We start from the raw sequence: 22,056 nt of genomic DNA on the forward strand, positions 1-22,056 counted from the left end.
ACCAGTTGCGTTCCTGATGACGATGGAACGAACATGTCCGGATGCTGCCTTTTTTTCAGCAAAGGCAGCATCTTCCACTCAGATCAGGATCACCCCTGGAGCAATTCATTGTTTATCGGGCATCTTCACCAGTTCGAATGTGTTCATTCAAACTGGATCTGCCCTAGCGGATCAGCTTGCGGATGATGCCGAGCAGTTCTTCCATCGTTTCCTCGCCGCCATCTTCCTGCACCGCCTTGCGCACGCAGCCTTTGGCGTGAGAGGACAGGATCTGGATCGCAACCCCATCCAGCGCTGATTTGACCGCCGATATCTGGGTCAGGATATCCACGCAGTAGCGGTCATTCTCGATCATGTTCATTACGCCGCCCACCTGCCCCTCAATGCGGCGCACGCGGTTGATCAGGGCTTTCTTGTGCGGCTGTTCCACGATCCTGTCCTGCGGCGGGGGGGCGCACTGCGTGCACGAGGCAGGGTCTGTTCCCTGCTGTTTATGTCTGGTCACGCGTCGTTCTATCCCTTGAATCGTGCTGGGTCATGCAACTGGCAATAGCATAGGCGAGCGCACGCACGCGGAACAGACCGTAACAGGGTGTGAACGTCATTCAGTGACCGGGCGCGCGCGGCCTCCAGCGATTGAGCAGCAGCGCGTTGCTGACCACCGAGACCGAACTCATGGCCATGGCCCCTGCCGCCACAATGGGGTTGAGCAGGCCGAAGGCCGCGAGCGGCAGGCCAAGAATATTATAGATGAACGCAAAAAACAGGTTCTGCCTGATCTTGGCCAATGTGGCGCGCGAGAGCGAGATGGCATCGTTCACGCTGGCCAGTTCGTTTTTCATCAGCACGATATCCGCCGTCTCGCGCGCGATGGCCGTACCGGCCCCGATGGCAAACCCCACATCGGCCGCCGCCAGCGCCGGGGCGTCATTGATGCCATCGCCCACCATGCCCACCACATGGCCCTGCGCGCGGTACTGTTCGATAATCCTTGCCTTGTCAGCAGGCAGCACGCCCGCGCGGCAGTCATCCACCCCCACCGCAGCCGCAATGGGGCCTGCCGCCTGCGGGCTGTCGCCCGTGAGCATGACAACCCGGATGCCCGCTGCCCGGAGTGCTGACACACTCGCCACCGCATCGGGCCGCAACGTGTCGGACAGGATGATGTGGCCCAGCAGATGCCCCGCCTGCGCAACACCGATCACGGTGCGCCCCGCGCCTGCCGGCCTGTCTGTCCCGTCCGGGTCCAGCGCCATGCCACGTTCGGCCAGAAAGCGCGGTGCGCCGAGGCAGGCAGGCAACCCGTCTACCATGCCCGCAACCCCCAGCCCCGGCGTGGCCTCAAAACCGGCCAGCGTGCCGGGCCGCACGCCAAGGCTGGCTGCATGCGCCATGATGGCGCGGGCCAGCGGGTGCTCGGACTCCTGCTCCAGCGTGCAGGCCACGCCCAGCAGGCGGGCCGGGTCCACGCCGGGCACGGGCTGCATGTCCTGCACCGTGGGGGCGCCTTCGGTCAGGGTGCCGGTCTTGTCGAGCATGATCGTATCGAGCCTCTGGGCCTGTTCCAGCGCATCGGCGTTGCGAAACAGGATGCCCGCGCGCGCCCCGAGCCCGGTGCCCACCATGATGGCGGTGGGCGTGGCCAGCCCCAGCGAACACGGGCACGCAATGACCAGCACCGATACGGCGGCGATGAGGCTGGGCGCAACCTGCCCGCTCATCCCCCACCACACGCCAAAGGTCAGGCCTGCCAGCACCAGCACCACCGGCACGAACACACCCGCCACCCGGTCGGCCAGGCGCTGCACATGCGCCTTGCTGCCCTGCGCCTGCTCCACCATTTTCACGATATGCGCCAGCGCGGTATCCGCCCCCACGCCGGTGGCCTTCACCCGCAGGCTGCCGGTGGTGTTGAGTGTGCCCGCGAAAACCGTGTCATGCACCCGTTTGGCAACAGGCAGGCTCTCGCCGGTCAGCATGGCTTCATTCACATCCGATGCGCCATCAAGCACCGTGCCATCCACCGGCAGGCTCTCGCCGGGGCGCACGACAAATACATCGCCCACGCGCACCTGTTCCACCGGGCAGTCATGCACCACGCCGTCGCGTTCCACATGGGCCTGCGCTGGCTGGAGCTTCAGCAGGCTTTCCAGCCCTGCCGCCGTCCTGTCACGCGCGCGGCTTTCCATGAGGCGCCCCAATGAGATGAGCGTGATGATGGCCACGCTGCTCTCGAAATACAGCGGCTGCGGCAGGCGCAGGAGCAGCACGGCCATGCTGAAAAAATAGGCGATGCCCGTGCCCAGCACCACCAGCACATCCATGTTGGCAGCGCCCCCGCGCACGGCCTTCCACGCGCGCGGATAAAGCTGGCGCGCGCAGTAGAACTGCACCACCGTGGCGAGTACGGCCTGCACCCAGCCGGGCAGCATGAACGCCATGCCCCCCAGCATGCCCAGCATCTGCGCCCCAAACGGCAGCGCCAGCACAAGAGTCAGGGCAAACTGGTTGCGTTCCGCCCGCCATGCCTGCATGCGCAGGGCGTGCGGGTCCGGGTGCGGCGCCGCGTCATCCACCAGGGTTGCGCCAAAACCGGCTTTTTCAATGCGGGCAATGAAGGTTTCCGGCCCGCTCACGCCGGGCACGTACGTGACATGCGCACGCCCGGTGGCAAAATTCACGCTGGCCTGTGTCAGCGGCAGGCGGTTGAGGATTTTCTCCACCCGCGCGGCACAGGCGGCACAGCTCATGCCGGTAACCGACAGGTCCACGCTGCCCTGGTCCACCGTAAAACCCGCCTTGCCAATGGCCGTGGCCATGGCAGGCAGCGCGGTTGCGGGGTCATCAACCTTGGCCTGCACCCGGTTTGTGGCGAAGTTGACCGTGGCCTGCACGCCCGCCTGCCGGTTGAGCACCTTTTCAAGCCGCGTGGCGCAGGCCGCACAGCTCATGCCCCCTACGGGGAAACTGACAGTCTGGACCACGGCGGCGCTCCTCATGCTCACCACCCTGACTTTATACCCCCCAATGGTATTTTCAAGGGCAGATCTGCCGGGTCAGGCGTGCAGGCCGGGGGCTTCCTGCCCGGTGCGGGCGACATATTCCGTGTAACCGCCATCATACTGGTGAATGCCACCGGGGGTGACTTCCAGCACCCGGTTGGACAGGGCGGCAAGGAAGTGCCGGTCATGCGATACGAACAGCATCGTGCCTTCGTACTGCGCAAGCGAGGCAATCAGCATTTCCTTGGTGGCGATGTCGAGGTGGTTGGTCGGTTCATCAAGCACCAGGAAGTTTGGCGGGTCATACAGCATCAGCGCCATGACCAGCCGCGCCTTCTCGCCGCCTGACAGCACGCGGCAGCTTTTCTCCACCTCATCGCCCGAGAAGCCGAAGCTGCCTGCAAGAGCGCGCAGCGACCCCTGGCTGGCCAGCGGAAAGGCATCATCCAGCGTTTCAAACACCGTGCGGCTGCCATCGAGCAGGTCCATGGCATGCTGGGCGAAATAGCCCAGCTTCACGCTGCCACCCAGCGTGACCGTGCCCGCATCGGGCTGGGTGGCGCCGGTAACCAGCTTGAGCAGCGTGGACTTGCCCGCGCCGTTTACACCCAGCACGCAGCAGCGCTCGCGCCTGCGGATCAGCAGGTCGAGGTTATGGTAGATCACGCGGCTGCCATAGCTTTTATCCACGCCACGCAGCTTGACCACGTCCTCGCCCGAGCGCGGCGGGGGCGGAAAGTCGAAGCTCAGCGCCTGCCTGCGCTTAGGCGGCTCAACGCGGTCGATCTTTTCCAGCTTCTTGACCCGGCTCTGCACCTGGGCTGCGTGCGAGGCACGGGCCTTGAAGCGTTCGATGAAGCTGATTTCCTTGGCGAGCGCGGCCTGCTGGCGCTCGAACTGGGCCTGCTGCTGCTTCTCGTTCTGGGCGCGCTGCTGCTCATAGAACTCGTAATCGCCCGAAAAACTGGTCAGGCTCCCGCCATCGATCTCGATCACCTTGTTGATGACCCGGTTCATGAACGCCCGGTCATGCGATGTCATGAGCAGCGCGCCATCGTAACCGGCCAGAAACTGTTCCAGCCAGATCAGGCTTTCAAGGTCGAGATGGTTGCTTGGCTCATCGAGCAGCATCACATCGGGGCGCATGAGCAGGATGCGGCCAAGGGCCACGCGCATCTTCCACCCGCCTGAAAGGCGGCTGACATCGCCGTCCATCATTTCCTGGCTGAAGCCCAGCCCGTGCAGTACTTCACGCGCTTTGCTGTCGAGCGCATAGCCGCCGAGTTCCTCAAAACGGGCCTGCACCTCGCCAAAGCGTTCAAGGATGGTTTCAAGCTGGTCGGCCTGTTCGGGGTCGGCCAGTGCCGTTTCCAGCGTGGCGAGTTCGGAGGCCACCTCCGATACCGCGCCCGCGCCTTCCATCACCTCGGCCACGGCGCTGCGGCCTGCCATCTCGCCCACATCCTGGCTGAAAAAGCCGATGGTGATGCCGCGATCGGTCAGGATCTGGCCTTCATCGGGTTCATCCTGCCCGGTGATCATGCGGAACAGCGTGGTCTTGCCTGCCCCGTTTGGCCCCACGAGGCCGATCTTCTCGCCCTTCTGCAACGCAGCCGAGGCTTCAATGAAGACCAGGCGCTGGCCGTTATGCTTGCTGATACTGTCGAGACGAATCATGGAACCTCGGGGGGGCGCGGAAGGAATGCGCGCACTTAATACGAACCGAGGTAGGGCGTAAACCGCAGCCCTGCTGTCAGGCCGGCACGTCGCCTGCCGCGGCAAAGGCATAGGCCCCGCCCCTGACCAGCGCGCGCTGATAGGCGGGCCGCGCATGGATGCGCCGCAAAAAGGCCCCTACATGCGGCCTGCCCGGCAGCGCCCCGGCGCGGGTGGCGGCGGCCTCAAGCGGAAAGCTCATCTGGATATCGGCTGCGGTGAAGTCCTTGCCGGTGAACCATTCGCGCTGGCTGAGCGACTGCTCCCAGAAATCCATGTGCAGCCTGAGTTGCGGATTGATGATGCGTGACTGCACCCCGCGCGCGATCAGGCTGGCCACGGGGCGGATGATGAAGGGCACGCGCGTGGGCAGCAGGCCGAACACCAGCTTGAGCAGCAGCGGCGGCATGGCCGAGCCTTCGGCATAGTGCAGCCAGTACAGGAACTGCACGTGCTCCGGCGTGCCGCGTTCAGGCTGCAGGCGGCCGTTGCCGTAGCGCTCGACGAGGTATTCGATAATGGCCCCGCTTTCCGCAAGCGTCACGTCGCCTTCGGTATCGGTGATGATCGGGGCCTTGCCCAGCGGGTGGATCCTGCGCAGGCTCCTGGGAGCCTGCATGGTTCTGGGGTCGCGCTTGTAAAAGCGGATCTCGTAGGGCAGTTCGAGTTCCTCAAGCAGCCACAGGATGCGCTGGGAACGTGAATTGTCGAGATGATGCACGGTAATCATGGCGGCGGACCTTCCGGGGCAATGCACAGGACCCGCCCGGCACCACGCGCGATGCGGATACTGGCGTTAAGGGCATGGCCATGTGTTTGGTTCCGCCTGATCTGCCCGCAGCGTGCCGGATGACGACCAGAAGGCTAAATGTTTTTGGGCGCCGCCTTTTTTTTAAAGGCGGCGTTCTCCCGAAGCTTTCTGAAAAAAAGCTTCACCAAAAACGTCTTTGTTTTTTAAGGCATGTTTACAAAACGATTACCCGCCTCATAGCGCCGGATCATCGGCAGGCCCAAAGAATTCGTAGCGGATCTGCGCAGGCGGCACGCCCGCTGCCTTCAGCGCGCCCACCATGTCGCGCATGAAGCCATCGGGGCCACAGATGTAATAGGTTGCATTCCTGTCCGCCCTGCCCTGTAGCCATGCGGGCGTGATGCGCCCCTCATGGCAGCTCACCCCCGGCACGGGTGCTGCAGCCTGCAGAGCCTGCCGGGTGTAGAAAATATCCGCCTGCAACCGCCCGCGCCCTGCCAGCGCCCGGATGGCCGGGCCAAAGGCTTCCGTGCCCGGACTGCGGGTGGTGTGAATGTAATGGATGGGGGGATGCGCGTCACTGCCCGTCAGCTCCGCCAGCATGGACATGAACGGCGTCAGCCCCACCCCTGCGCTCAGGAACACGATCGGCCCGGTTGCGGGCGTGAGCGTGAACGCGCCAGCGGGGGCGGAAACCTGCAACACACTGCCTTCACGCACGCTGTCATGCAGCCAGTCCGACACCACACCACCGTCGATGCGGCGCACGCTGATGCGATAGCCCTGCGAAGAAGGCGCTGACGAGATACTGTAATTGCGCCGTTCACTGCCATGCCCCGGCACATCAAGGCGGAAGCTGAGATACTGCCCCGGCGCATGCCGCATCACCGGGCCACCATCCTCAGGCACCAGTTCAAAGGAGGTCACGGTCTCGCTCTCGGCCTTGCGGGCCTGCACGCGGAAGGGCCGCCACCCCACCCAGCCGCCGGATGCCGCCTCGTGGGCGTCATAGATCTGTTTTTCACGCCCGATCAGGATATCGGCCAGGAACCAGTAGGCCTTGCCCCATGCCTCCAGAATTTCAGGGGTCGCGGCATCACCCAGCACTGTTGCAATCGCGCCCAGCAGGGCCTCGGCCACATAGGGGTAGTGTTCGGGCCTGATGTTCAGCCCCACATGCTTTTCAGCAATGCGTTCGACAGCGCCCGCCATGGCGCCAAGGTTATCGATGTTGCGGGCATAGGCCAGCACGGCCAGCGCCAGCGCCCTGGGTTGCGCGCCATCCTCCTGGTGCGAGAGGTTGAACAGGTCGCGGATGGCGGGATTGGCCAGTAGGCGGCGATACATTTCGGTCGTGATCGCGAGGCCATGGGCCTCAAGCGCAGGCACGCAGGCCTTGATGATGCTGCGGGTTGTGTCATCGAGTGGCGGCGCCATTCTGGCCTCCATTAAGGTGTATTTAACAAGAACCTTTTATGGCGCACAAAAAAGATGTCAACAGAACATACCTTTTTTCAGGCACCTGCCTGCGCATGCCAGCCCCGCATCGGCAGGACAGGATATGTGGGTGGCAAGACTGAAATTGACAGTGATAATAAGTCGCAATATTTTGCCGTCATTCCACGCGGAGTCTGTTCATGCGTTACGCGACCATCCTGTCCTGCCTCGGGCTTGCGGCCCTGCTGTCCGCCCCACCGGCATGGGCGCAGGACCCCGTGCACCTGGTGGTGAAGGACCATCATTTCAGCCCGGACCATTTTACGGTGCCCGCGGGCACGCGCTTCCTCATCATGCTGGACAACCAGGATGACACGACGGACGAATTTGAGAGCTATGACCTGAAATTCGAGAAGATCGTGGTGCCGGGCAGCACCATTACGGTCCATGCCGGGCCGCTGCATCCCGGCACCTACAAATTCTTCGATGACTACCACCCCGACCAGGCAACGGGCACCGTTACCGTAACGCAGGAGCCCTGAACATGCTGGGAAGTCTGCTCATTGTTTTTCGCGAGGTCATGGAAGCGGGCCTGATCATCGGCATCGTGCTGGCGGCAACGCAGGGCATAGCGGGACGGGGGCGCTGGGTGGCGGGCGGCATTGCCGCTGGCGTGGCGGGGGCCGCGGTGGTGGCGGTGTTTGCGGGCAGCCTCTCGGCGGCGCTGTCGGGCAACGGGCAGGATGTGTTCTCGGCCACCATCCTGTGCATCGCGGTGGTCATGCTGGGCTGGCACAATATCTGGATGACCCGGCACGGGCGCGAGATGGCGGGCGACATGAAGGCGCTGGGCACGCAGGTGGCAACCGGCCAGCGCTCGCTTGCCGCCATGGCCGTGGTGGTGGCCGTAGCCGTGCTGCGCGAAGGGGTGGAGGTGGTGCTGTTCCTGTATGGCATCGCGGTCTCCACCCATTCCGGCCCGGTGCCCATGCTGGTGGGCGGGCTGCTGGGCATTGTGGCGGGCGGCGGCATATCATGGCTGCTGTATCGCGGGCTGATCGTCATTCCGCTGCACCGGCTGTTTGCCGTGACCGGCCTGCTCATTGCCCTTCTGGCCGCGGGCATGGCCAGCCAGGCCGCGGCCCTGCTGGCGGGCGATGATATCGTGCCTGCCCTGGGCTATGAGGTGTGGGATACGTCGTGGCTGCTGTCCGATGGCAGCATGGTGGGGCGGGCCGCCAAGGCGCTGGTGGGCTATTCCGACCGGCCCATGGGCATCCAGCTCGTGGCCTGGGGGGTTACGCTGGCGGTAATGCTGATCGCGACCCGGATGGTGCGCAGGCGGCCTGTCACCAAATAGGGTGCCGCCCTTTGCCTGATACAGCCTCGGGCAGGCGGGCATAAAAAGCTTCCCTTTATGCCCCCCATGGGTATTATGGGCAACAGTTTGCAACGCTTCATGGCGGATGGGAGTGCAGAATGTTCAGGGCACGCGGCCGGACATGGGTTGGCCTGCTGGTCTGGCTGCTGATGCAGGCAGGGCTGCTTGCTGGCGCTGTGCCCACGCCTGCCGCCCATGCCCATCCGCTGGCTCCCGCCTGCGCCATGGCGCCTGATTGCATGACCCCCGCCCATGCCCTGCACATGGCCCGCATGCATCATGCCCGCCACGATCCCGCCCCCACCAGCCAGGATCCGTGCTGCCATGTCCATGCGGGCCTGTCGGACATGCCTGCGCCCCTCGTGGCCGAGCGCCTGAGCGGCCTGCCTGCCGAAGGGGGGCGTGCTTTCCCTGCTGCCCGGCAGGCGCCGGCCGTGGGCGGCGACTGGCTGCCGCCCCTGCGGCCACCCAAAATCCGCAACATCTGAACACGTCACCGCGTTTTGGCGCCTGCCCTGGCTTGTGTGGGGCGGGATCTGAATGACCTGTTTTTTTGCCGGATTTTTCTCATGTTGATTCCGTCTCGCAACCGGGGCGGCCTGAGCCGTCGCCGTTTTGTAACGGGGCTGGGCGCGGGCGCGCTCATGGCCGCCCTGCCCCGCCCGCTGCACGCCCGCACCGCCCCCTCCGGCGCGGTGCCCCCCATGGCCCGCGCACGGTGGGATTTGCGCGTGGGCCGCACCCGTATTGAAATCGACCGCAAGGTGCTGCACGCGCCCTGCATTGGCGGGGATGTGCCCGGCCCGATCCTGCGCTGGCGGCAGGGTGATACGGTGTGCATCAACGTCACCAACACGCTGGCGGATGAAGACACCTCCATCCACTGGCATGGCCTGCGCCTGCCCGCCACCATGGATGGCGTGCCGGGGCTGAGCTTTGCCGGCATTGCCCCCGGCCAGACCTTTGCCTACCGCTTTCCCGTCACCCAGAGCGGCACGTACTGGTACCACAGCCATTCCGGCATGCAGGAGGCACAGGGGCTGTATGGCGCGATCGTCATCGACCCGCCGGAGCCCGACCCGCAGGCCTGCGCGCGTGATTATGTCATTCTTCTATCAGAATGGACGGATGTCTCGCCCATGGGCATGCTCTCCAACCTCAAGATGCAGGATGACTACTATGTCTTCCGCCAGCGCACGCTGGCCTCCTTCCCGCGTGAGGCCAGGGCCGCAGGCAGCCCGCTGGCCGCGCTGAAGGACCGGCTGGCCTGGTCGCGCATGCGCATGGCCGCAACCGACATCGCTGACGTAACCGGCGTGATCTATACCTACCTGCTCAACGGCCATGCGCCCGACATGAACTGGAACGCCCTTTTCACTCCCGGCGAGCGGGTGCGGCTGCGCTTCATCAATGGCGCCTCGATGACGTTTTTCGATATCCGCATACCGGGGCTGGAAATGCTGGTGGTGGCAGCCGATGGCAACGCGGTCGAGCCCGTGGCGGTCGATGAGTTCCGCATTGGCGTGGCCGAGACCTATGACGTGATCGTGCAACCAAGGGAGGCACGTGCCTACACCCTCTTTGCCCAGAGCGAGGACCGCACCGGCTACGCCCGGGGCACGCTGGCCCCGCAGCCGGGCATGAGCGCCCCCATTCCGCCCATGGACCCGCGCCCGGTGCGCACCATGGTCGATATGGGCATGGGCGACATGAAACCGGGCGAAAGCATGAACGGCATGGCGATGCCGGACCCTGCGCCCGACATGCACGCATCGCACACCCACCCCATGCCGCGCCCCGAAAGCGGCATGATGGACGGCATGGACATGACTGACCCCCAGCACCCCATGGGCGGCATGCAGGCATCCACCCCGAACCCGACACCGCACGGGCATGGCACCCCAATGCCAGCCCCCCAGGATGGCATGATGGCTGGCATGGACATGGAGGACATGCAGCCATCGCCCCCGGAACCGGCCGGACACGGCATGTCCATGCCTGAACACCACATGGATGCCCCCGCACACCACAAGCCTGCCGCCCCCATGCACACGCAGGCAGCCATGCGCCATGACGCGCCCGCCACCCACACTGCATCCGTAATGGAAGTGGATGACCCCGGCCCCCCGCCCCTGAACGTGGAAAACCAGAATATCGCCCGCATGCCCACCGACCGCCTGGCCAGCCCCGGCGATGGGCTGGAGCATAATGGCCGCCGCGTGCTGAACTACAGCCAGTTGCGCGCCACCCGGCCGGGCAGCGACCCAAGGCCGCCCACGCGCGAGATCATCATGCATCTCACGGGCAACATGGAGCGCTATATCTGGGGCTTCAACGGGCGCAAGTTTTCCGAATCCGGGCCAATCCGCCTCAGGCGCAACGAACGCGTGCGCTTTACCCTCATCAACGACACGATGATGGAGCACCCCATCCATCTGCATGGAATGTGGAGCGAACTTGAAAACGGCCAGGGCGCCTACCGCCCCTACAAGCACACCCTCATCTCGCAGCCCGGCTCGAAGCTGAGCTACCTTGTCACGGCCGATGCGCCGGGGATGTGGGCCTATCACTGCCACCTCATGCTGCATATGGAAACGGGCATGTTCCGCACGGTGATCGTGGAATGAGGTACGCGCTCCCTGTTGCAGCCCTGCTGCTGGCCACGGCCCTGCCTGCGCAGGCCCAGAGCCAGGCCACGACCACGACCACGACGGCGGCCCGGAAAACCGCAACGGCACACCCACGCAAACTCCCGCCACGGCCCGCCTATCACGCCGCCGATGCGCCCACCAACGCCCCCGTGGCCTATGTGGGCGGCATGAAGCCGGTCATGGACCAGGGGCGCTACTTTCATGGCATTCTTGATCAGCTTGAGGGGCGTTACGCGCCCGGCGGCACGGATTTCCGCTGGGATGGCGAGACGTGGTACGGTGGCGACTACAACAGGCTGTGGCTCAAGTCGGAAGGCACGCTGGAGCATGGTCGCCTGCATGATGGCGACCATGAACTGCTGTACAGCCGCGCGGTCTCGCCCTACTGGAATGTGCAGGCCGGTGTCCGCGCCGATATTGATGATGGCCCCACCCGCACATGGGGGGCGCTGGGCGTGCAGGGGCTGGCGCTGTACCAGTTCGAGTTCCAGGCCACCGCCTATGTCAGCGACCGGGGGCGCTTCGCCTCCCGCATTGAGGGGTCATATGATTTCCTGCTCACCAACCGGCTCATCTTGCAGCCACAGGCGGAGTTCAATCTTTATACCAAAGCCGACCCCGCGCGGCAGGTTGGGGCAGGGCTTTCGGATGTGGATGCGGGGCTGCGCCTGCGCTACGAGGTCTGGCGCAAATTCGCGCCTTATGTGGCCGTGTCCTATGCGGGGTATCTGACACAGGCCCGCCGCATCGTGCATGACCAGCACGGCGAGGGCGGGGCGCTGCGCCTGACCTTTGGCGTGCGGAGCTGGTTCTGAGCCTGGCCGAACAAAAGCAGTAAAGATAAAAACGCCGCCTTTTTGGAAATAAGGCGGCACCCAAGAACTTTTATTTTATTTTGCCTGTCTGTTTTTCTGCGCCCGCGTTCAGGCGTCAGTTGGCAGGCTGTAATAGTCGCGGTACCACGCCACGAAGGCATCCACCCCGGCCTGCACCGAGGTGGTGGGGCGAAAGCCGGTCAGTTCCTGCAGGGCCGTGCAGTCCGCCCAGGTGCGCGGCACGTCACCGGGCTGCATGGGCAGGTAATTGCACACGCATCTGCGCCCCAGCGCCGCCTCGATCGCCTTGATGAACGCCATGAGGCTGACCGGCTCGCCATTGCCGATATTGACAACCCTGTAAGGGGCCACGGGGCTTGCGCCACGGTCGCTTTCCCCCCGTGCTGGCGCTGGGCGGACGGCCAGGCGGTAAATCGCCTCGACGATATCGTCGATATAGGTAAAGTCCCGCTCCATGTCGCCATTGTTGTAGACATCGATCGCGCGGCCCGCGAGCGTGTTGGCGGTGAATTTGAACAGCGCCATGTCAGGCCGCCCCCACGGCCCGTACACCGTAAAGAAACGACAGGCCGTTATGGGCAGGTTCCACAGATGGGCATAGGAATGCGCAAGATCCTCATCCGCCTTCTTGGTGGCGGCGTACAGGCTGAGCGGATGGTCGCAGCGCTGGTCCTCGGCAAAGGGTATGGCCGCATTGGCCCCGTAGACGGATGATGTCGAGGCAATCATGAGGTGGGGCGTGGCGCAGCGCCGGGCCTGCTCAAGCACGTTATAGGTGCCCACGAGGTTGGCGCTGACATACGAGCCCGGATTTTCCATCCCATAGCGTACCCCTGCCTGGGCGGCGAGGTGAATGACCCGTTCCGGCCTGCACTGCTCAAAGGCATCGTGCAGGGCCTGCGCATCCTCGAGCATGAATTCATGGCAGGCAAAACCCGCCTCCCTGCGCAGCAGGGCATGGCGTGCGTGCTTGAGCGTGACATCGTAATAGGGGGTCATGCCATCAATGCCGGTCACCTCGTGGCCTTCGCGCAGCAGGCGCCGGGCCACATGAAAACCGATGAACCCGGCGGTGCCAGTAACAAGAATACGCATCATGAACTCCACAAACCCGCAGCCGCCTGCCCCGGCCACCGCGTGCGGTCTTAGCGTGAAAGGACGGAATTGATGAGTCCTGTTATCGGGACACACCCGGTGCATACACACATGCGCCGCCCCTGCGCGCTGCCCGCTCCTGCCTAGATCGGCAGGTCACGGTTGGCTGCGATCGCCTCCATGGCGATATAGGATGTGACCGTGTCGAGGTCGACCCGGCTGATCAGGGTGCGGTATATGGTGTCAAACGCGGCCATGTCCTGGGTGATGATCTTGAGCATGTAATCGTAATCGCCCGCGATGCGGTAGAAATCGATCACATTGGGGATGTCATTGACAGCCTTGTGAAACCGCTCCAGCCACTCGCGCGAATGGCTGCGCGTGCGGATCATGACAAAAACCGTAAGCCCCAGCCCCAGCCGTGCCGGATCAAGCCGCAGGGTGCGCTCGCCTGCCAGGCCACGCGCGCGCAGGGCGTTGAGCCGCCGCCAGCAGGCATTCTGTGACAGGCCGACCCGCTCGGCCAGTTCGCGCTGCGACAGGCCCGCATCCTTTTGCAGGGCACGCAATATGGCGCGATCAAAATGATCCATTTTTTCGCTCATAACCGATCATATGACACCATATGACCGCATGGATAGCATGAAATAGGGAAAAATATTGCCCTAAAGCCGATTAACATCGCCCTGCAACGCGCTTTCGGGGGAACAGGCCATGCAGATGGATGACACGTCTTTTTCAGAGTTTGCCGCCAGCCTGCTTGCAGGCGGCCATGAGGGCCTGCGCGCGGGCCTGATCGGGGAAGGCGCGCCCGTTCCCGGCCCGTTTGGCGTCAAACCACTGGTTTATGCCGATTATGTCGCCTCGGGCCGGGCGCTGAAGCAGATCGAGGAATTCGTTCTCACCCGCGTGCTGCCCTATTACGCCAACTCCCATACCGAGGCCTCGTTCTGTGGGGGGTACATGACCCGCATGCGCCACGCCGCGCGGGCGCAGATCGCGCGTCTGTGCGGGGCGGGCGAAGGGTTCTCCACCGTATTCTGCGGCGCGGGCGCCACGGCGGGGCTCAACCGGCTGGTGCATCTGCTTGGCGTGCCCGAGGCCGCACAGGCCGGCGCACGGCCCGTGCTGTTCATCGGGCCGTACGAGCATCACTCCAACATCCTGCCCTGGCGCGAGAGCGGGGCGGAGGTCATCACCATTGGCGAAGCCCCTGAAGGCGGCCCGGACCTTGAACAGCTTGACCGTGCCCTTGCCCAGACCGACCCCGCGCGGCTGCGCATCGGCGCGTTCTCGGCCGCCTCCAACGTCACGGGCATCATGACCGACGTGGATGCCGTGACAAAAATGCTCAAAAGCCACGGCGCGCTGGCAGTGTGGGATTATGCTGGTGGCGGGCCGTACCTGCCCATCAACATGCGGGCGGGCACGCCATATGAAAAGGATGCCGTTGTGCTCTCGGCGCATAAATTCGTGGGCGGGCCTGCGGCATCGGGCATCATGATCGTGCGCGATGCCGCCGTGTCGCGCACGCGCCCGGTCTTTACCGGCGGCGGCACGGTGCGGTTTGTCTCGCCGTGGGGGCATGATTACGCGACACGCCTCGAAAGCCGCGAGGAAGCGGGCACCCCCAATGTCATTGGTGACATCCGCGCGGCCCTGGCCTTCCTGGTCAAGGACGCCATGGGGCAGGACTGGCTCGACGGGCGCCACCATGCCCTGCGCCGCCGCGCCGAGCAGGTCTGGCGGCGCAACCCGCATATCGAGATCGTGGGCAACGCGCAGGCACGCCATGCGCTGCCCATCTTCTCCTTGCGCGTGCATGGGTCCGAGCCGGGCGAGATGGTGCACCAGCAGCTTTTCACGCGCATGCTGTCCGACGGGTATGGCATTCAGGCCCGTGGCGGCTGCGCCTGTGCGGGGCCTTACGCGCACAGCCTGCTTGGTATTGATGAACCCCTGTCAAACACCCTGCGCCACGCCATTCTCAATGGTGAGGAGATCCGCAAGCCGGGCTGGACACGGCTGAATTTCTGCGCCCTGATGGACGACGCCAAGGCGGATTTCATCATCCGCTCGGTTGATGAACTCGCCCGCAACCCCGCCGCCATGGCGCAGGCCTATGTGTGCGATCCCAAAACCGCGCGCTTCCGCGCACAGACAATGCCAAAGGCCGAAACCATGGCCTGAAAAGAATAAGAGTTTTTGGGTGCCGCCTTTTTACAAAAAGGCGGCGTTCCTTACCCCAGTAAAACCGGCGCATCGCCTTCGCGCCAGGGGGCCACGCGTTCCATCACCCGCTCGAACAGTGGCAGGGCCACAAACGCCCCCAGCCACCCCTGCACGCGCGGCAGAGGGCAGGCCGCGAACCAGTCAGGATCGGTCGCCGCGAACTGGCGCACGAAGGGCGCAATGGCGGCATCCGTCATGCCCGGCCGTGCACCGTGCAGGAACGGACCGGGATGCAGCATGACTTCAAGCTCATGGAGGATCTGCAACGCTTCCCCCCGGTGGTGCAGCGCATCCGACTGGTAGCGGGTCGCGTATTTGTAGCGATCGAGATGATATTTGAACGGCCCGTCATTGCGCGCAATCAGGTCGCGCCGCGTGCCGGGCCGCCAGTGCCACGGGTCGTGACGGGCCAGCGCCCAGTCCATGATCTCGAGGCTTTCGGCCATCACCCGGCCATCGGGCAACACCAGCACCGGCACCGTGCCCTTGGGCGAGGCCCGCAGCATGGCGGCAGGCTTGGCCGCCAGCCTGACCTCGCGCAAAGCACAGGGCGTTTCACTCACAAGCAGCGCCAGCCGCGCCCGCATGGCATACGGGCAGCGACGGAAACTGTACAGCACGGGCCATGTCATCACGCCTGCCCTCAATCCTCATGGTCCGTATCGACCAGACGGTGGGGAAAGGCGCGGGGATTGGCCATGGCCACAGCCATCCCCACCACCACCGTGATGATGGCCATGGGCGTGAGCACCCCGAAGCCCGCAGCAGTCAGCACCTGCCCGCCCACGGCGGACCCCATGAGAATGCCCACATTGCTCGCGGCATTGATCCCGGCGCCAGCCACGTCGGGCCGTGTGGCCCGCGCGCGGATCGCACCTGACATGACGCAGGGAATGACCGCCGAATACCCCATGCACCACAGCCCGACCGGCGCCACCGCCGCCCAGCCTGACAGGATATGCCCGTACATCAGCCCCATGCCGATCAGCATGGCGCCCCCACCGCCCAGCAGGCCCGTTGCGGGCCGGGTATCGACAAACAGCCCAGCCCCCCACAGGCCCACGATGCTCACGCTGCCGGTCAGCAGCAGGGCGATGCTCAGGCTGCCCGTCGCCAGCCCGTGGTCGAGCAGCAGGGGCGTGACATAGGTGTAAAGCAGGTTATGGGCGAAGAAGAGGATGGCATTGACCGCGATCACGACCAGGAAAATGCGCATGGCCCGGCTGGGCCCCGCCGAGGGCAGTCCGTTCCTGACCTGCACCGGTGTCGTGACCGGCGGCAGGAAGAAGGCGATGCACAGCGTCAGGATAACGGACAGGCCCGCCATGACGTACATCGCCATCCGCCAGCCTGCCAGATGCCCGATGGCCGCAGCACCGGGCACGCCCAGAACCGCGCCAAGCGACGTGCCGCCATAAACGAATGAAATGGCCCGCCCGGTCATCTTGGCCGGAACCAGCCGCGCGGCATAGGCGGAGGCAATCGACATGAGCAGCGCATGCGCAACGCCCCCGATCAGGCGGCCCGCGCACAGGATGACAAAGCTTGGCGCGGCCGCCACCACCACGTTCGACACCACATAGCCCAGCAGCGACACCAGTACAAGTCGCTTGCGGTCGATATGCGCGGTCATGATGGTCAGCGGCACGGCGCATACCGCCACCATCAGGGCAAAGGCGCTGACGGCAAGCCCGGCCTCACCCTCGGGGATGTGAAAGCCGCGGGCCATGTCGATCAGGATGCCGACAGGCGCCACCTCGGTTGTCAGGGCCGTGAAAGTACATGCAAACAGGGCGCAAAGACCAATGACGGCTTCAGCCGGGAGGGTTTTGAAAAGCATGATTGCCTGCAGAAATATAACGACACAACATCATGTCGCTTCACTTGTGGGCGTTCTGGCACTTCCCGCACTGTAGTGGAAGTGTCTATCATGCCAAGGTAGTACAGACTCCCGTTCATAGAAAAACGTGCATAACGTCTATTGAACAGGCAAGCGCCGCACCGGCCATGCCCCACGGCCCGAATGCCACCTGGCAAGACCCGATCATCCCCTGCCCTGCCACGGCCAGCCTGACCATACGGACCCGGCGTCCCTCACGGCTTTCGGGCTTTATCATGACAATACGGCAAGAAACCCGTCTCGATTATGAGACAGTTGCGCCCTGCCCGGACACAGCTACGTGAAGCCCGCGCGGTAGGGCATGGCATTTTTCGCCCCCCTCATGCTGAACAGCAGGTTCTGGCTGGGCGCAGCAGGCAACCCCAAACCTGCATACGCAGCCCAGCTTTGGAAAACTATGGAAAGAAACGCGGCATGCGAGAAACTACCAAGAGGTTATTATCCATCATAACCTCCGTCTTGCTGGCCCTGATCGGGCTTTTTCTATTCTTTGGCGGGGCCCAGCTGCTCCTGCTGGGCGGCTCATGGTTCTATGTGCTGACCGGCTGCGTCCTGCTCGCCGCCGCAGTGCTGGGGCTGAAGCAGCCCGGGCTGGCAAGCAGCCTGTATGCCGCCCTGCTGGTGGTGGCCACCATCTGGGCGCTGGTCGAGACCGGCTTCAACATCTGGGGCCTCGAGGTCCGGCTGATGACGCTGGTGGGTATTGGCGTGTGGCTGCTGCTGCCGCAGGTGTGGCGCGCGCATGAGAGCTGGCTGGCTGACAAGAAGGCCCTGCTCGGCGCGGTTGGCGTATCGTGCCTTGTGCTGCTCATCAGCTGCTTTTCGTCCTATTCCATTGATGGCACGGTCCCCGCTGATCGCATGGCCGCCCAGGGCCAGCCGGAATCGGCTGCCGAGAGCATGCCCGATGGCGACTGGCAGGCCTATGGCCGCACGGCGGCAGGCGATCGCTACTCCCCGCTGGGCCAGATCACGCCCGCCAACGTGGGCAGGCTCAAGCGCGCCTGGCTGACCCGCACGGGTGACGTGCAGCAGGCGGGCGAAGGCACCGTGGCCGGTCCCGACCAGGGCCATGAATTCAACCTGGAGGTCACCCCCATCAAGGTCGACAACACGCTATACATGTGCACCCCCCATAGCTGGGTGATTGCGATGGATGCGGCCACCGGCAAGGTGAAGTGGAAGTTCGACCCCCACCCCGATACCGCCGACCTGGCCAAGAACGTCTATCTCGCCTGCCGTGGCGTGTCGTATTACCGCATCCCCGACGAGATCCAGACAAGCTGCCGCACCCGCATCTACTCCCCCGTGGCGGATGTGCGCATGGTGGCGCTCGATGCCGAAACCGGCAAGCCGTGCGATGATTTTGGCGATCACGGCTTCATTTCCCTGCGTGAATATCTTGGCCACGTGCCGCATGGCTTCCACTTCGTCACCTCGCCGCCGCTGGTGGCCAAGAACCGCCTGATTACGGGGGGCTGGGTGTTTGACAACCAGGCCAATTTCGAGCCGTCCGGCGCGATCCGCGGCTTTGACGCGACCACCGGCGCGCTGGCCTGGGCATGGGATGCGGGCCATACCCCCGAAACCTGGAAGCCCAACTCCGATGAAGTCCTGACCCGCGACACACCCAATGCCTGGGGCGTATACACCGCCGACCTCAACCTTGGCATGGTCTACATTCCCACCGGCAACTCCCCGCCGGATAACTGGGGTGGCACGCGCCGCCCGTTTGATGATGCGACCTCCTCGGCCACCATCGCGCTGGACATCGTAACCGGCGAGCGCCGCTGGACCTACCAGACCGTGCACCACGACCTGTGGGACATGGACATCCCCTCCGGCCCGTCAATGGTTGACCTGCCCGGCCCCAATGGCGAGACCATTCCCGCCCTGGTGCAGAGCACCAAGCGCGGCGAGTTTTTCGTGCTTGACCGCCGCACCGGCGAGACCGTGCCCGGCTACCCGGTGGAGGAACGCCCCGTGCCGACCGCGGGTGTTGCGCCTGACGACCATGCCTCCCCCACGCAGCCCTTCCCGGCGGCCATGCCCACGCTCACGCCGCCGAACCTGAAGGAAAGCGACATGTGGGGCGCCACCCTGCTCGACCAGATGCTGTGCCGCATCGAGTACCGCCAGTCCGCCTATGAGGGGCAGTTCACGCCACCGCATGTAGGCCAGACCACGGTGGTCTACCCAGCCTTCTATGGCGTGGTTGACTGGCAGGGCATCACCATCGACCCGCAGCGCAAGATCATGCTGGCCAATGCGAGCTACCTGCCCTTCCGCATCAGGCTCGACCACCGCCAGAAGCTGGAAGGCAACGGCACGCTGCCCAAATGGGATGGCAAGGGCGAGGAGCCTGCCGCCAAGGGCGATGCGCTTTCCGTCTCGCCCGATTACGGCACGCCTTACATCGCGCTAACCAACCCGTGGCTGAACCCGCTGCAGATTCCGTGCAAGGGCCCGGTCTGGGGCACGCTGAGCGCGATCGACCTCGTGACCAGAAAGATCGTGTGGCAGCACCCTGTTGGCACCACGCGTGATACGGGTCCGTTCCGCACCCATAACAACATCCCGCTGCCAACCGGCATGTATAACGTCGGTGGCAATATTGTGACCCGGGGTGGCGTTGTCTTCATGGGGGCCACGGCGGATGATTACCTGCGCGCCTTCGATCTCGCGACCGGCAACGTGCTCTGGACCGACCGCCTGCCCGCGGGCGGCCAGGCAACCCCCATGTCGTATGAGGTTGGTGGCAAACAGTATGTCCTGATTGCGGCTGGCGGCCATGGTGGCCTGGGCACCCGGAGTGGCGATTACATCATCGCCTACACGCTCGATGGGGCGCAGGCTGGTACTGCAGCCCAATAAAAAACAATAACCGTGCAGGTATCCGGTCTGCGCCGGATGCCTGCTTTTCATCAGGGAAGCCCCTCCCATGCGTCTGACCAGAAGATCGGCATGGCTCCATGCCATGCTGCGCCTTGCCCTTCCTTCGGCCGTGCTGTTCCTTACGCCAAAGGCCCACGGCGCAGACGTCACCCTCGGGATCATCGGCCCCCACGAATATGACCTGCCCGTCGACTTCAAGCCCTTCAACGTGCTGGTGCAGTATGGCGATGGCAATGCGGCGGGCCACTCCTACAACAGCCTGGGGCAGCGCAAGCCAGAAGGCGGCAGCCATACCTGGGCGGGCATGACCAAATATGTCCATTTCCGCAGTTTTGACGCCATTCCCCACGTGGGCTTCGCCTTCGAGCTGATCCAGACCGAGAGCTACAGCCTGGCGGATGGCACGAATTACGGCGGCCTTGGCCCCACCATTGTCGGCCCCGCCGCGTGGTTCAAGCCCAACAGGCACAGCACGTTCGGCATCCAGACCTTCATGCAGACGGCCGTTGGCACTCGTGATGCGACCTCGCCCGATTACTGGTCGAACATCTCGAGCTTCATTTTCGATTATGAATGGAAGCATTTCAGCTTCGATGGCGATGCCGGCACCGTGGCGGGGGCAGCCAAGCACGTCAAGGGCGGGCATACCTATTCACCCGGCGTGGTGTTCTATACCAACCTGCGCTTCAGCTGGAAGGCGACAAAACTGTTCGAGCCCTTCTTCGCGCTGGACTGGCAGAACGTGAAAGGCACCTACGACCGGACCGCAAGCCAGTACATGGATGATTCAAACAGCCGTGAAATAACGCTGGGCGCAGGTGCCATGCTCAATATTTCCAAGCACTTCTCCTTTACGACACGTTACTCGCATTCTGTTGATGGGCGGAACATACCCGAAAGTAATGCCTATTACGTGAAAGTCGTCTATCTCTGGTAGCCCGCACCATCCGGCGCGGGCAGGCTGCACGGTGCCACGCGTTCATTTTATGTCATGTGCAATGACGGACGACAGATATATACACTCATAGCCAGACAGGCCATTACGGCAGCCATGCCGCACGCAGCCCGACATCCAGGGGCAGGGAGAAATGAAACCGCATTGCCATAACCCCGCCCAGCCGCCCCCCACGGGCCAGCCCCAGCGCGCCCCTGGTGCAACCGAGGTGGCCCGGTCGTGGCAGCGCTGCGTTTCATCCTATAATCTCGACCCTGCGCAGGGGTGGCAGGCCGATGTGCTTTCGGGCGCGGAACTGCGGCATGTCAGCACCCGCTCCGCCAGCCTGCTCCGTATCGCCATGCCCGAGATGCAGCGCCTGTTCGGCCTTGTGCAGGGGCTCGACTTCATGGTGCTGCTTGCCGACCCTGACGCCACCATCCTCGCCCGCAACATAGACGAAGCCCATATGGGCCTGTGCCGTAGGCTTGCCCTGCGCGAGGGGGCGATCTGGAGCGAACACATGGCAGGCACCAACGGCATCGGCACGGCGGTGCAGGATGGCTGCCCCGTTTTCCTGGGGGAGGGTGAGCACTGGCGCTTCTGCTTCTCGCTGCTGGCAAGCTATGCCGTGCCGATCTTCAACGCGCACGGTCAGGTCGCGGGGGCGATCAACCTTGCAGCCTTCAATGGTGACACGTCGCGCAGGCTCGCCCCGCTCGTGCTCGACACCCTTTTGCAATCAGGCCGCCGGATCGAGGAGCAGCTTTTTCGTGAATACCACGCGGGCGCGCGCGTGCTGACGCTGGGCGTGGCCGAAGGGTGCTCGGCCCCGCTTGTCGCCATCAATGCCGAGGGCGAAGTCACCGGGGCCACCCATGCCGCCCGCATCCTGACCGGCTGGACGGATGACATGATCCGCACCCACCCCAACCTGGTGCACCGGCTTGAGGCGGAGGACCGGGTGAGCTTTCGCAAGGCGGAGGAAAACGTCATCCGCTCGGCGCTCGCACTCGCGCAGGGCAATGTGACGGCCACCGCGCGGCATCTTGGCATTGGCCGGGCCACGCTCTACCGCAAGATGAAGGCCCTGGGCGTGCGCTAGGGCAGATCCAGTCTGAATGGACACATTCGAACTGGTAAAATGCTCTAGTGTCCTGATCGAGAAGTTTATATGATTATCCTGATGGCAGGGGTAATCGAATGGGACGTGTAGCGGTTGCGAT

18 protein-coding genes are annotated in these 22,056 nt (G+C 64.1%); 9 read left to right on the forward strand and 9 right to left on the reverse strand.

Features of this window, described 5'->3' with window-relative positions; genetic code table 11:
- Positions 1-163: 163 nt before the first annotated feature.
- From DV027_RS02650 to hmpA, 5 genes are all read right to left on the reverse strand, one after another.
- Positions 164-505, reverse strand: coding sequence for a metal-sensitive transcriptional regulator (locus tag DV027_RS02650; protein ID WP_130730400.1), 342 nt, complete (start codon positions 503-505; stop codon positions 164-166).
- A 100-nt stretch (positions 506-605) separates the two neighbouring features.
- Positions 606-2,999 (reverse strand): heavy metal translocating P-type ATPase, encoded by a 2,394-nt coding sequence (locus DV027_RS02655; protein ID WP_242621700.1) that lies wholly within the window; start codon positions 2,997-2,999, stop codon positions 606-608.
- Between the two features lie 57 nt (positions 3,000-3,056).
- On the reverse strand, positions 3,057-4,679 hold the full coding sequence (locus DV027_RS02660; protein ID WP_130730401.1) for an ABC-F family ATP-binding cassette domain-containing protein: 1,623 nt from the start codon (positions 4,677-4,679) through the stop codon (positions 3,057-3,059).
- A 76-nt stretch (positions 4,680-4,755) separates the two neighbouring features.
- A complete protein-coding gene (locus DV027_RS02665; protein WP_130730402.1) occupies positions 4,756-5,448 on the reverse strand; it encodes a glutathione S-transferase in 693 nt (230 codons plus the stop codon).
- A gap of 255 nt (positions 5,449-5,703) precedes the next feature.
- Positions 5,704-6,906, reverse strand: a complete 1,203-nt coding sequence (hmpA, locus tag DV027_RS02670) for an NO-inducible flavohemoprotein (protein ID WP_130730403.1) — start codon at positions 6,904-6,906, stop codon at positions 5,704-5,706.
- 200 nt (positions 6,907-7,106) lie between these two features.
- On the opposite strand from hmpA, the gene DV027_RS02675 reads away from it, so the two are divergent.
- The 5 genes from DV027_RS02675 (at position 7,107) to DV027_RS02695 (ending at position 11,753) form a co-directional block, all read left to right on the forward strand.
- Positions 7,107-7,448, forward strand: coding sequence for a cupredoxin domain-containing protein (locus tag DV027_RS02675; RefSeq protein WP_172155388.1), 342 nt, complete (start codon positions 7,107-7,109; stop codon positions 7,446-7,448).
- Positions 7,449-7,450: 2 nt separating this feature from the next.
- A complete protein-coding gene (locus tag DV027_RS02680; protein ID WP_130730404.1) occupies positions 7,451-8,266 on the forward strand; it encodes an FTR1 family iron permease in 816 nt (271 codons plus the stop codon).
- Between the two features lie 119 nt (positions 8,267-8,385).
- A complete protein-coding gene (locus DV027_RS02685) occupies positions 8,386-8,775 on the forward strand; it encodes a hypothetical protein (RefSeq protein WP_130730405.1) in 390 nt (129 codons plus the stop codon).
- An 81-nt stretch (positions 8,776-8,856) separates the two neighbouring features.
- On the forward strand, positions 8,857-10,914 hold the full coding sequence (locus tag DV027_RS02690; protein ID WP_130730406.1) for a copper resistance system multicopper oxidase: 2,058 nt from the start codon (positions 8,857-8,859) through the stop codon (positions 10,912-10,914).
- On the forward strand, positions 10,911-11,753 hold the full coding sequence (locus DV027_RS02695) for a copper resistance protein B (RefSeq protein ID WP_130730407.1): 843 nt from the start codon (positions 10,911-10,913) through the stop codon (positions 11,751-11,753). The genes DV027_RS02690 and DV027_RS02695 overlap by 4 nt, the downstream gene beginning before the upstream one ends.
- Positions 11,754-11,861: 108 nt before the next feature.
- Here DV027_RS02695 and DV027_RS02700 read toward each other — a convergent pair whose 3' ends face one another.
- Positions 11,862-12,869, reverse strand: a complete 1,008-nt coding sequence (locus tag DV027_RS02700) for an NAD-dependent epimerase (RefSeq protein WP_130730431.1) — start codon at positions 12,867-12,869, stop codon at positions 11,862-11,864.
- Between the two features lie 143 nt (positions 12,870-13,012).
- Positions 13,013-13,474, reverse strand: coding sequence for an Lrp/AsnC family transcriptional regulator (locus DV027_RS02705; RefSeq protein ID WP_130730408.1), 462 nt, complete (start codon positions 13,472-13,474; stop codon positions 13,013-13,015).
- A gap of 115 nt (positions 13,475-13,589) precedes the next feature.
- On the opposite strand from DV027_RS02705, the gene DV027_RS02710 reads away from it, so the two are divergent.
- Complete coding sequence (locus DV027_RS02710; RefSeq protein WP_130730409.1) at positions 13,590-15,059, forward strand: aminotransferase class V-fold PLP-dependent enzyme; 1,470 nt, start codon at positions 13,590-13,592, stop codon at positions 15,057-15,059.
- A 50-nt stretch (positions 15,060-15,109) separates the two neighbouring features.
- Here the strand turns inward: DV027_RS02710 and DV027_RS02715 are convergent, their stop codons facing one another.
- Positions 15,110-15,733, reverse strand: a complete 624-nt coding sequence (locus DV027_RS02715; protein ID WP_130730432.1) for a glutathione S-transferase N-terminal domain-containing protein — start codon at positions 15,731-15,733, stop codon at positions 15,110-15,112.
- Between the two features lie 11 nt (positions 15,734-15,744).
- Positions 15,745-16,941 carry an MFS transporter gene (locus DV027_RS02720; protein ID WP_130730410.1) on the reverse strand — a complete coding sequence of 399 codons (1,197 nt, stop codon included), beginning with the start codon at positions 16,939-16,941 and terminating at the stop codon, positions 15,745-15,747.
- Between the two features lie 474 nt (positions 16,942-17,415).
- Here DV027_RS02720 and DV027_RS02725 point away from each other — a divergent pair, with 474 nt between their 5' ends.
- The 3 genes from DV027_RS02725 (at position 17,416) to DV027_RS02735 (ending at position 21,935) form a co-directional block, all read left to right on the forward strand.
- Positions 17,416-19,875, forward strand: a complete 2,460-nt coding sequence (locus DV027_RS02725; RefSeq protein ID WP_130730411.1) for a membrane-bound PQQ-dependent dehydrogenase, glucose/quinate/shikimate family — start codon at positions 17,416-17,418, stop codon at positions 19,873-19,875.
- Between the two features lie 103 nt (positions 19,876-19,978).
- Entirely contained in the window at positions 19,979-20,833 is an 855-nt protein-coding gene (locus tag DV027_RS02730; protein ID WP_408884445.1) for a transporter, read from the forward strand.
- Positions 20,834-20,984: 151 nt separating this feature from the next.
- On the forward strand, positions 20,985-21,935 hold the full coding sequence (locus DV027_RS02735) for a helix-turn-helix domain-containing protein (protein ID WP_130730413.1): 951 nt from the start codon (positions 20,985-20,987) through the stop codon (positions 21,933-21,935).
- Positions 21,936-22,056: the final 121 nt, after the last annotated feature.

The sequence above is a fragment of the Komagataeibacter xylinus genome (assembly GCF_004302915.1).
GTDB classification, from domain to species: domain Bacteria; phylum Pseudomonadota; class Alphaproteobacteria; order Acetobacterales; family Acetobacteraceae; genus Komagataeibacter; species Komagataeibacter xylinus_C.

What these genes read in the sequence shown, in the direction of transcription:
- DV027_RS02655 (WP_242621700.1), bottom strand. Translation starts at nt 2,999, where the DNA reads ATGAGGAGCGCCGCCGTGGTCCAGACTGTCAGTTTCCCCGTAGGGGGC.
- DV027_RS02660 (WP_130730401.1), bottom strand. Translation starts at nt 4,679, where the DNA reads ATGATTCGTCTCGACAGTATCAGCAAGCATAACGGCCAGCGCCTGGTC.
- DV027_RS02665 (WP_130730402.1), bottom strand. Translation starts at nt 5,448, where the DNA reads ATGATTACCGTGCATCATCTCGACAATTCACGTTCCCAGCGCATCCTG.
- hmpA (WP_130730403.1), bottom strand. Translation starts at nt 6,906, where the DNA reads ATGGCGCCGCCACTCGATGACACAACCCGCAGCATCATCAAGGCCTGC.
- DV027_RS02675 (WP_172155388.1), top strand. Translation starts at nt 7,107, where the DNA reads ATGCGTTACGCGACCATCCTGTCCTGCCTCGGGCTTGCGGCCCTGCTG.
- DV027_RS02680 (WP_130730404.1), top strand. Translation starts at nt 7,451, where the DNA reads ATGCTGGGAAGTCTGCTCATTGTTTTTCGCGAGGTCATGGAAGCGGGC.
- DV027_RS02685 (WP_130730405.1), top strand. Translation starts at nt 8,386, where the DNA reads ATGTTCAGGGCACGCGGCCGGACATGGGTTGGCCTGCTGGTCTGGCTG.
- DV027_RS02690 (WP_130730406.1), top strand. Translation starts at nt 8,857, where the DNA reads ATGTTGATTCCGTCTCGCAACCGGGGCGGCCTGAGCCGTCGCCGTTTT.
- DV027_RS02695 (WP_130730407.1), top strand. Translation starts at nt 10,911, where the DNA reads ATGAGGTACGCGCTCCCTGTTGCAGCCCTGCTGCTGGCCACGGCCCTG.
- DV027_RS02700 (WP_130730431.1), bottom strand. Translation starts at nt 12,869, where the DNA reads ATGCGTATTCTTGTTACTGGCACCGCCGGGTTCATCGGTTTTCATGTG.
- DV027_RS02705 (WP_130730408.1), bottom strand. Translation starts at nt 13,474, where the DNA reads ATGAGCGAAAAAATGGATCATTTTGATCGCGCCATATTGCGTGCCCTG.
- DV027_RS02710 (WP_130730409.1), top strand. Translation starts at nt 13,590, where the DNA reads ATGGATGACACGTCTTTTTCAGAGTTTGCCGCCAGCCTGCTTGCAGGC.
- DV027_RS02715 (WP_130730432.1), bottom strand. Translation starts at nt 15,733, where the DNA reads ATGACATGGCCCGTGCTGTACAGTTTCCGTCGCTGCCCGTATGCCATG.
- DV027_RS02720 (WP_130730410.1), bottom strand. Translation starts at nt 16,941, where the DNA reads ATGCTTTTCAAAACCCTCCCGGCTGAAGCCGTCATTGGTCTTTGCGCC.
- DV027_RS02725 (WP_130730411.1), top strand. Translation starts at nt 17,416, where the DNA reads ATGCGAGAAACTACCAAGAGGTTATTATCCATCATAACCTCCGTCTTG.
- DV027_RS02730 (WP_408884445.1), top strand. Translation starts at nt 19,979, where the DNA reads ATGCTGCGCCTTGCCCTTCCTTCGGCCGTGCTGTTCCTTACGCCAAAG.
- DV027_RS02735 (WP_130730413.1), top strand. Translation starts at nt 20,985, where the DNA reads ATGAAACCGCATTGCCATAACCCCGCCCAGCCGCCCCCCACGGGCCAG.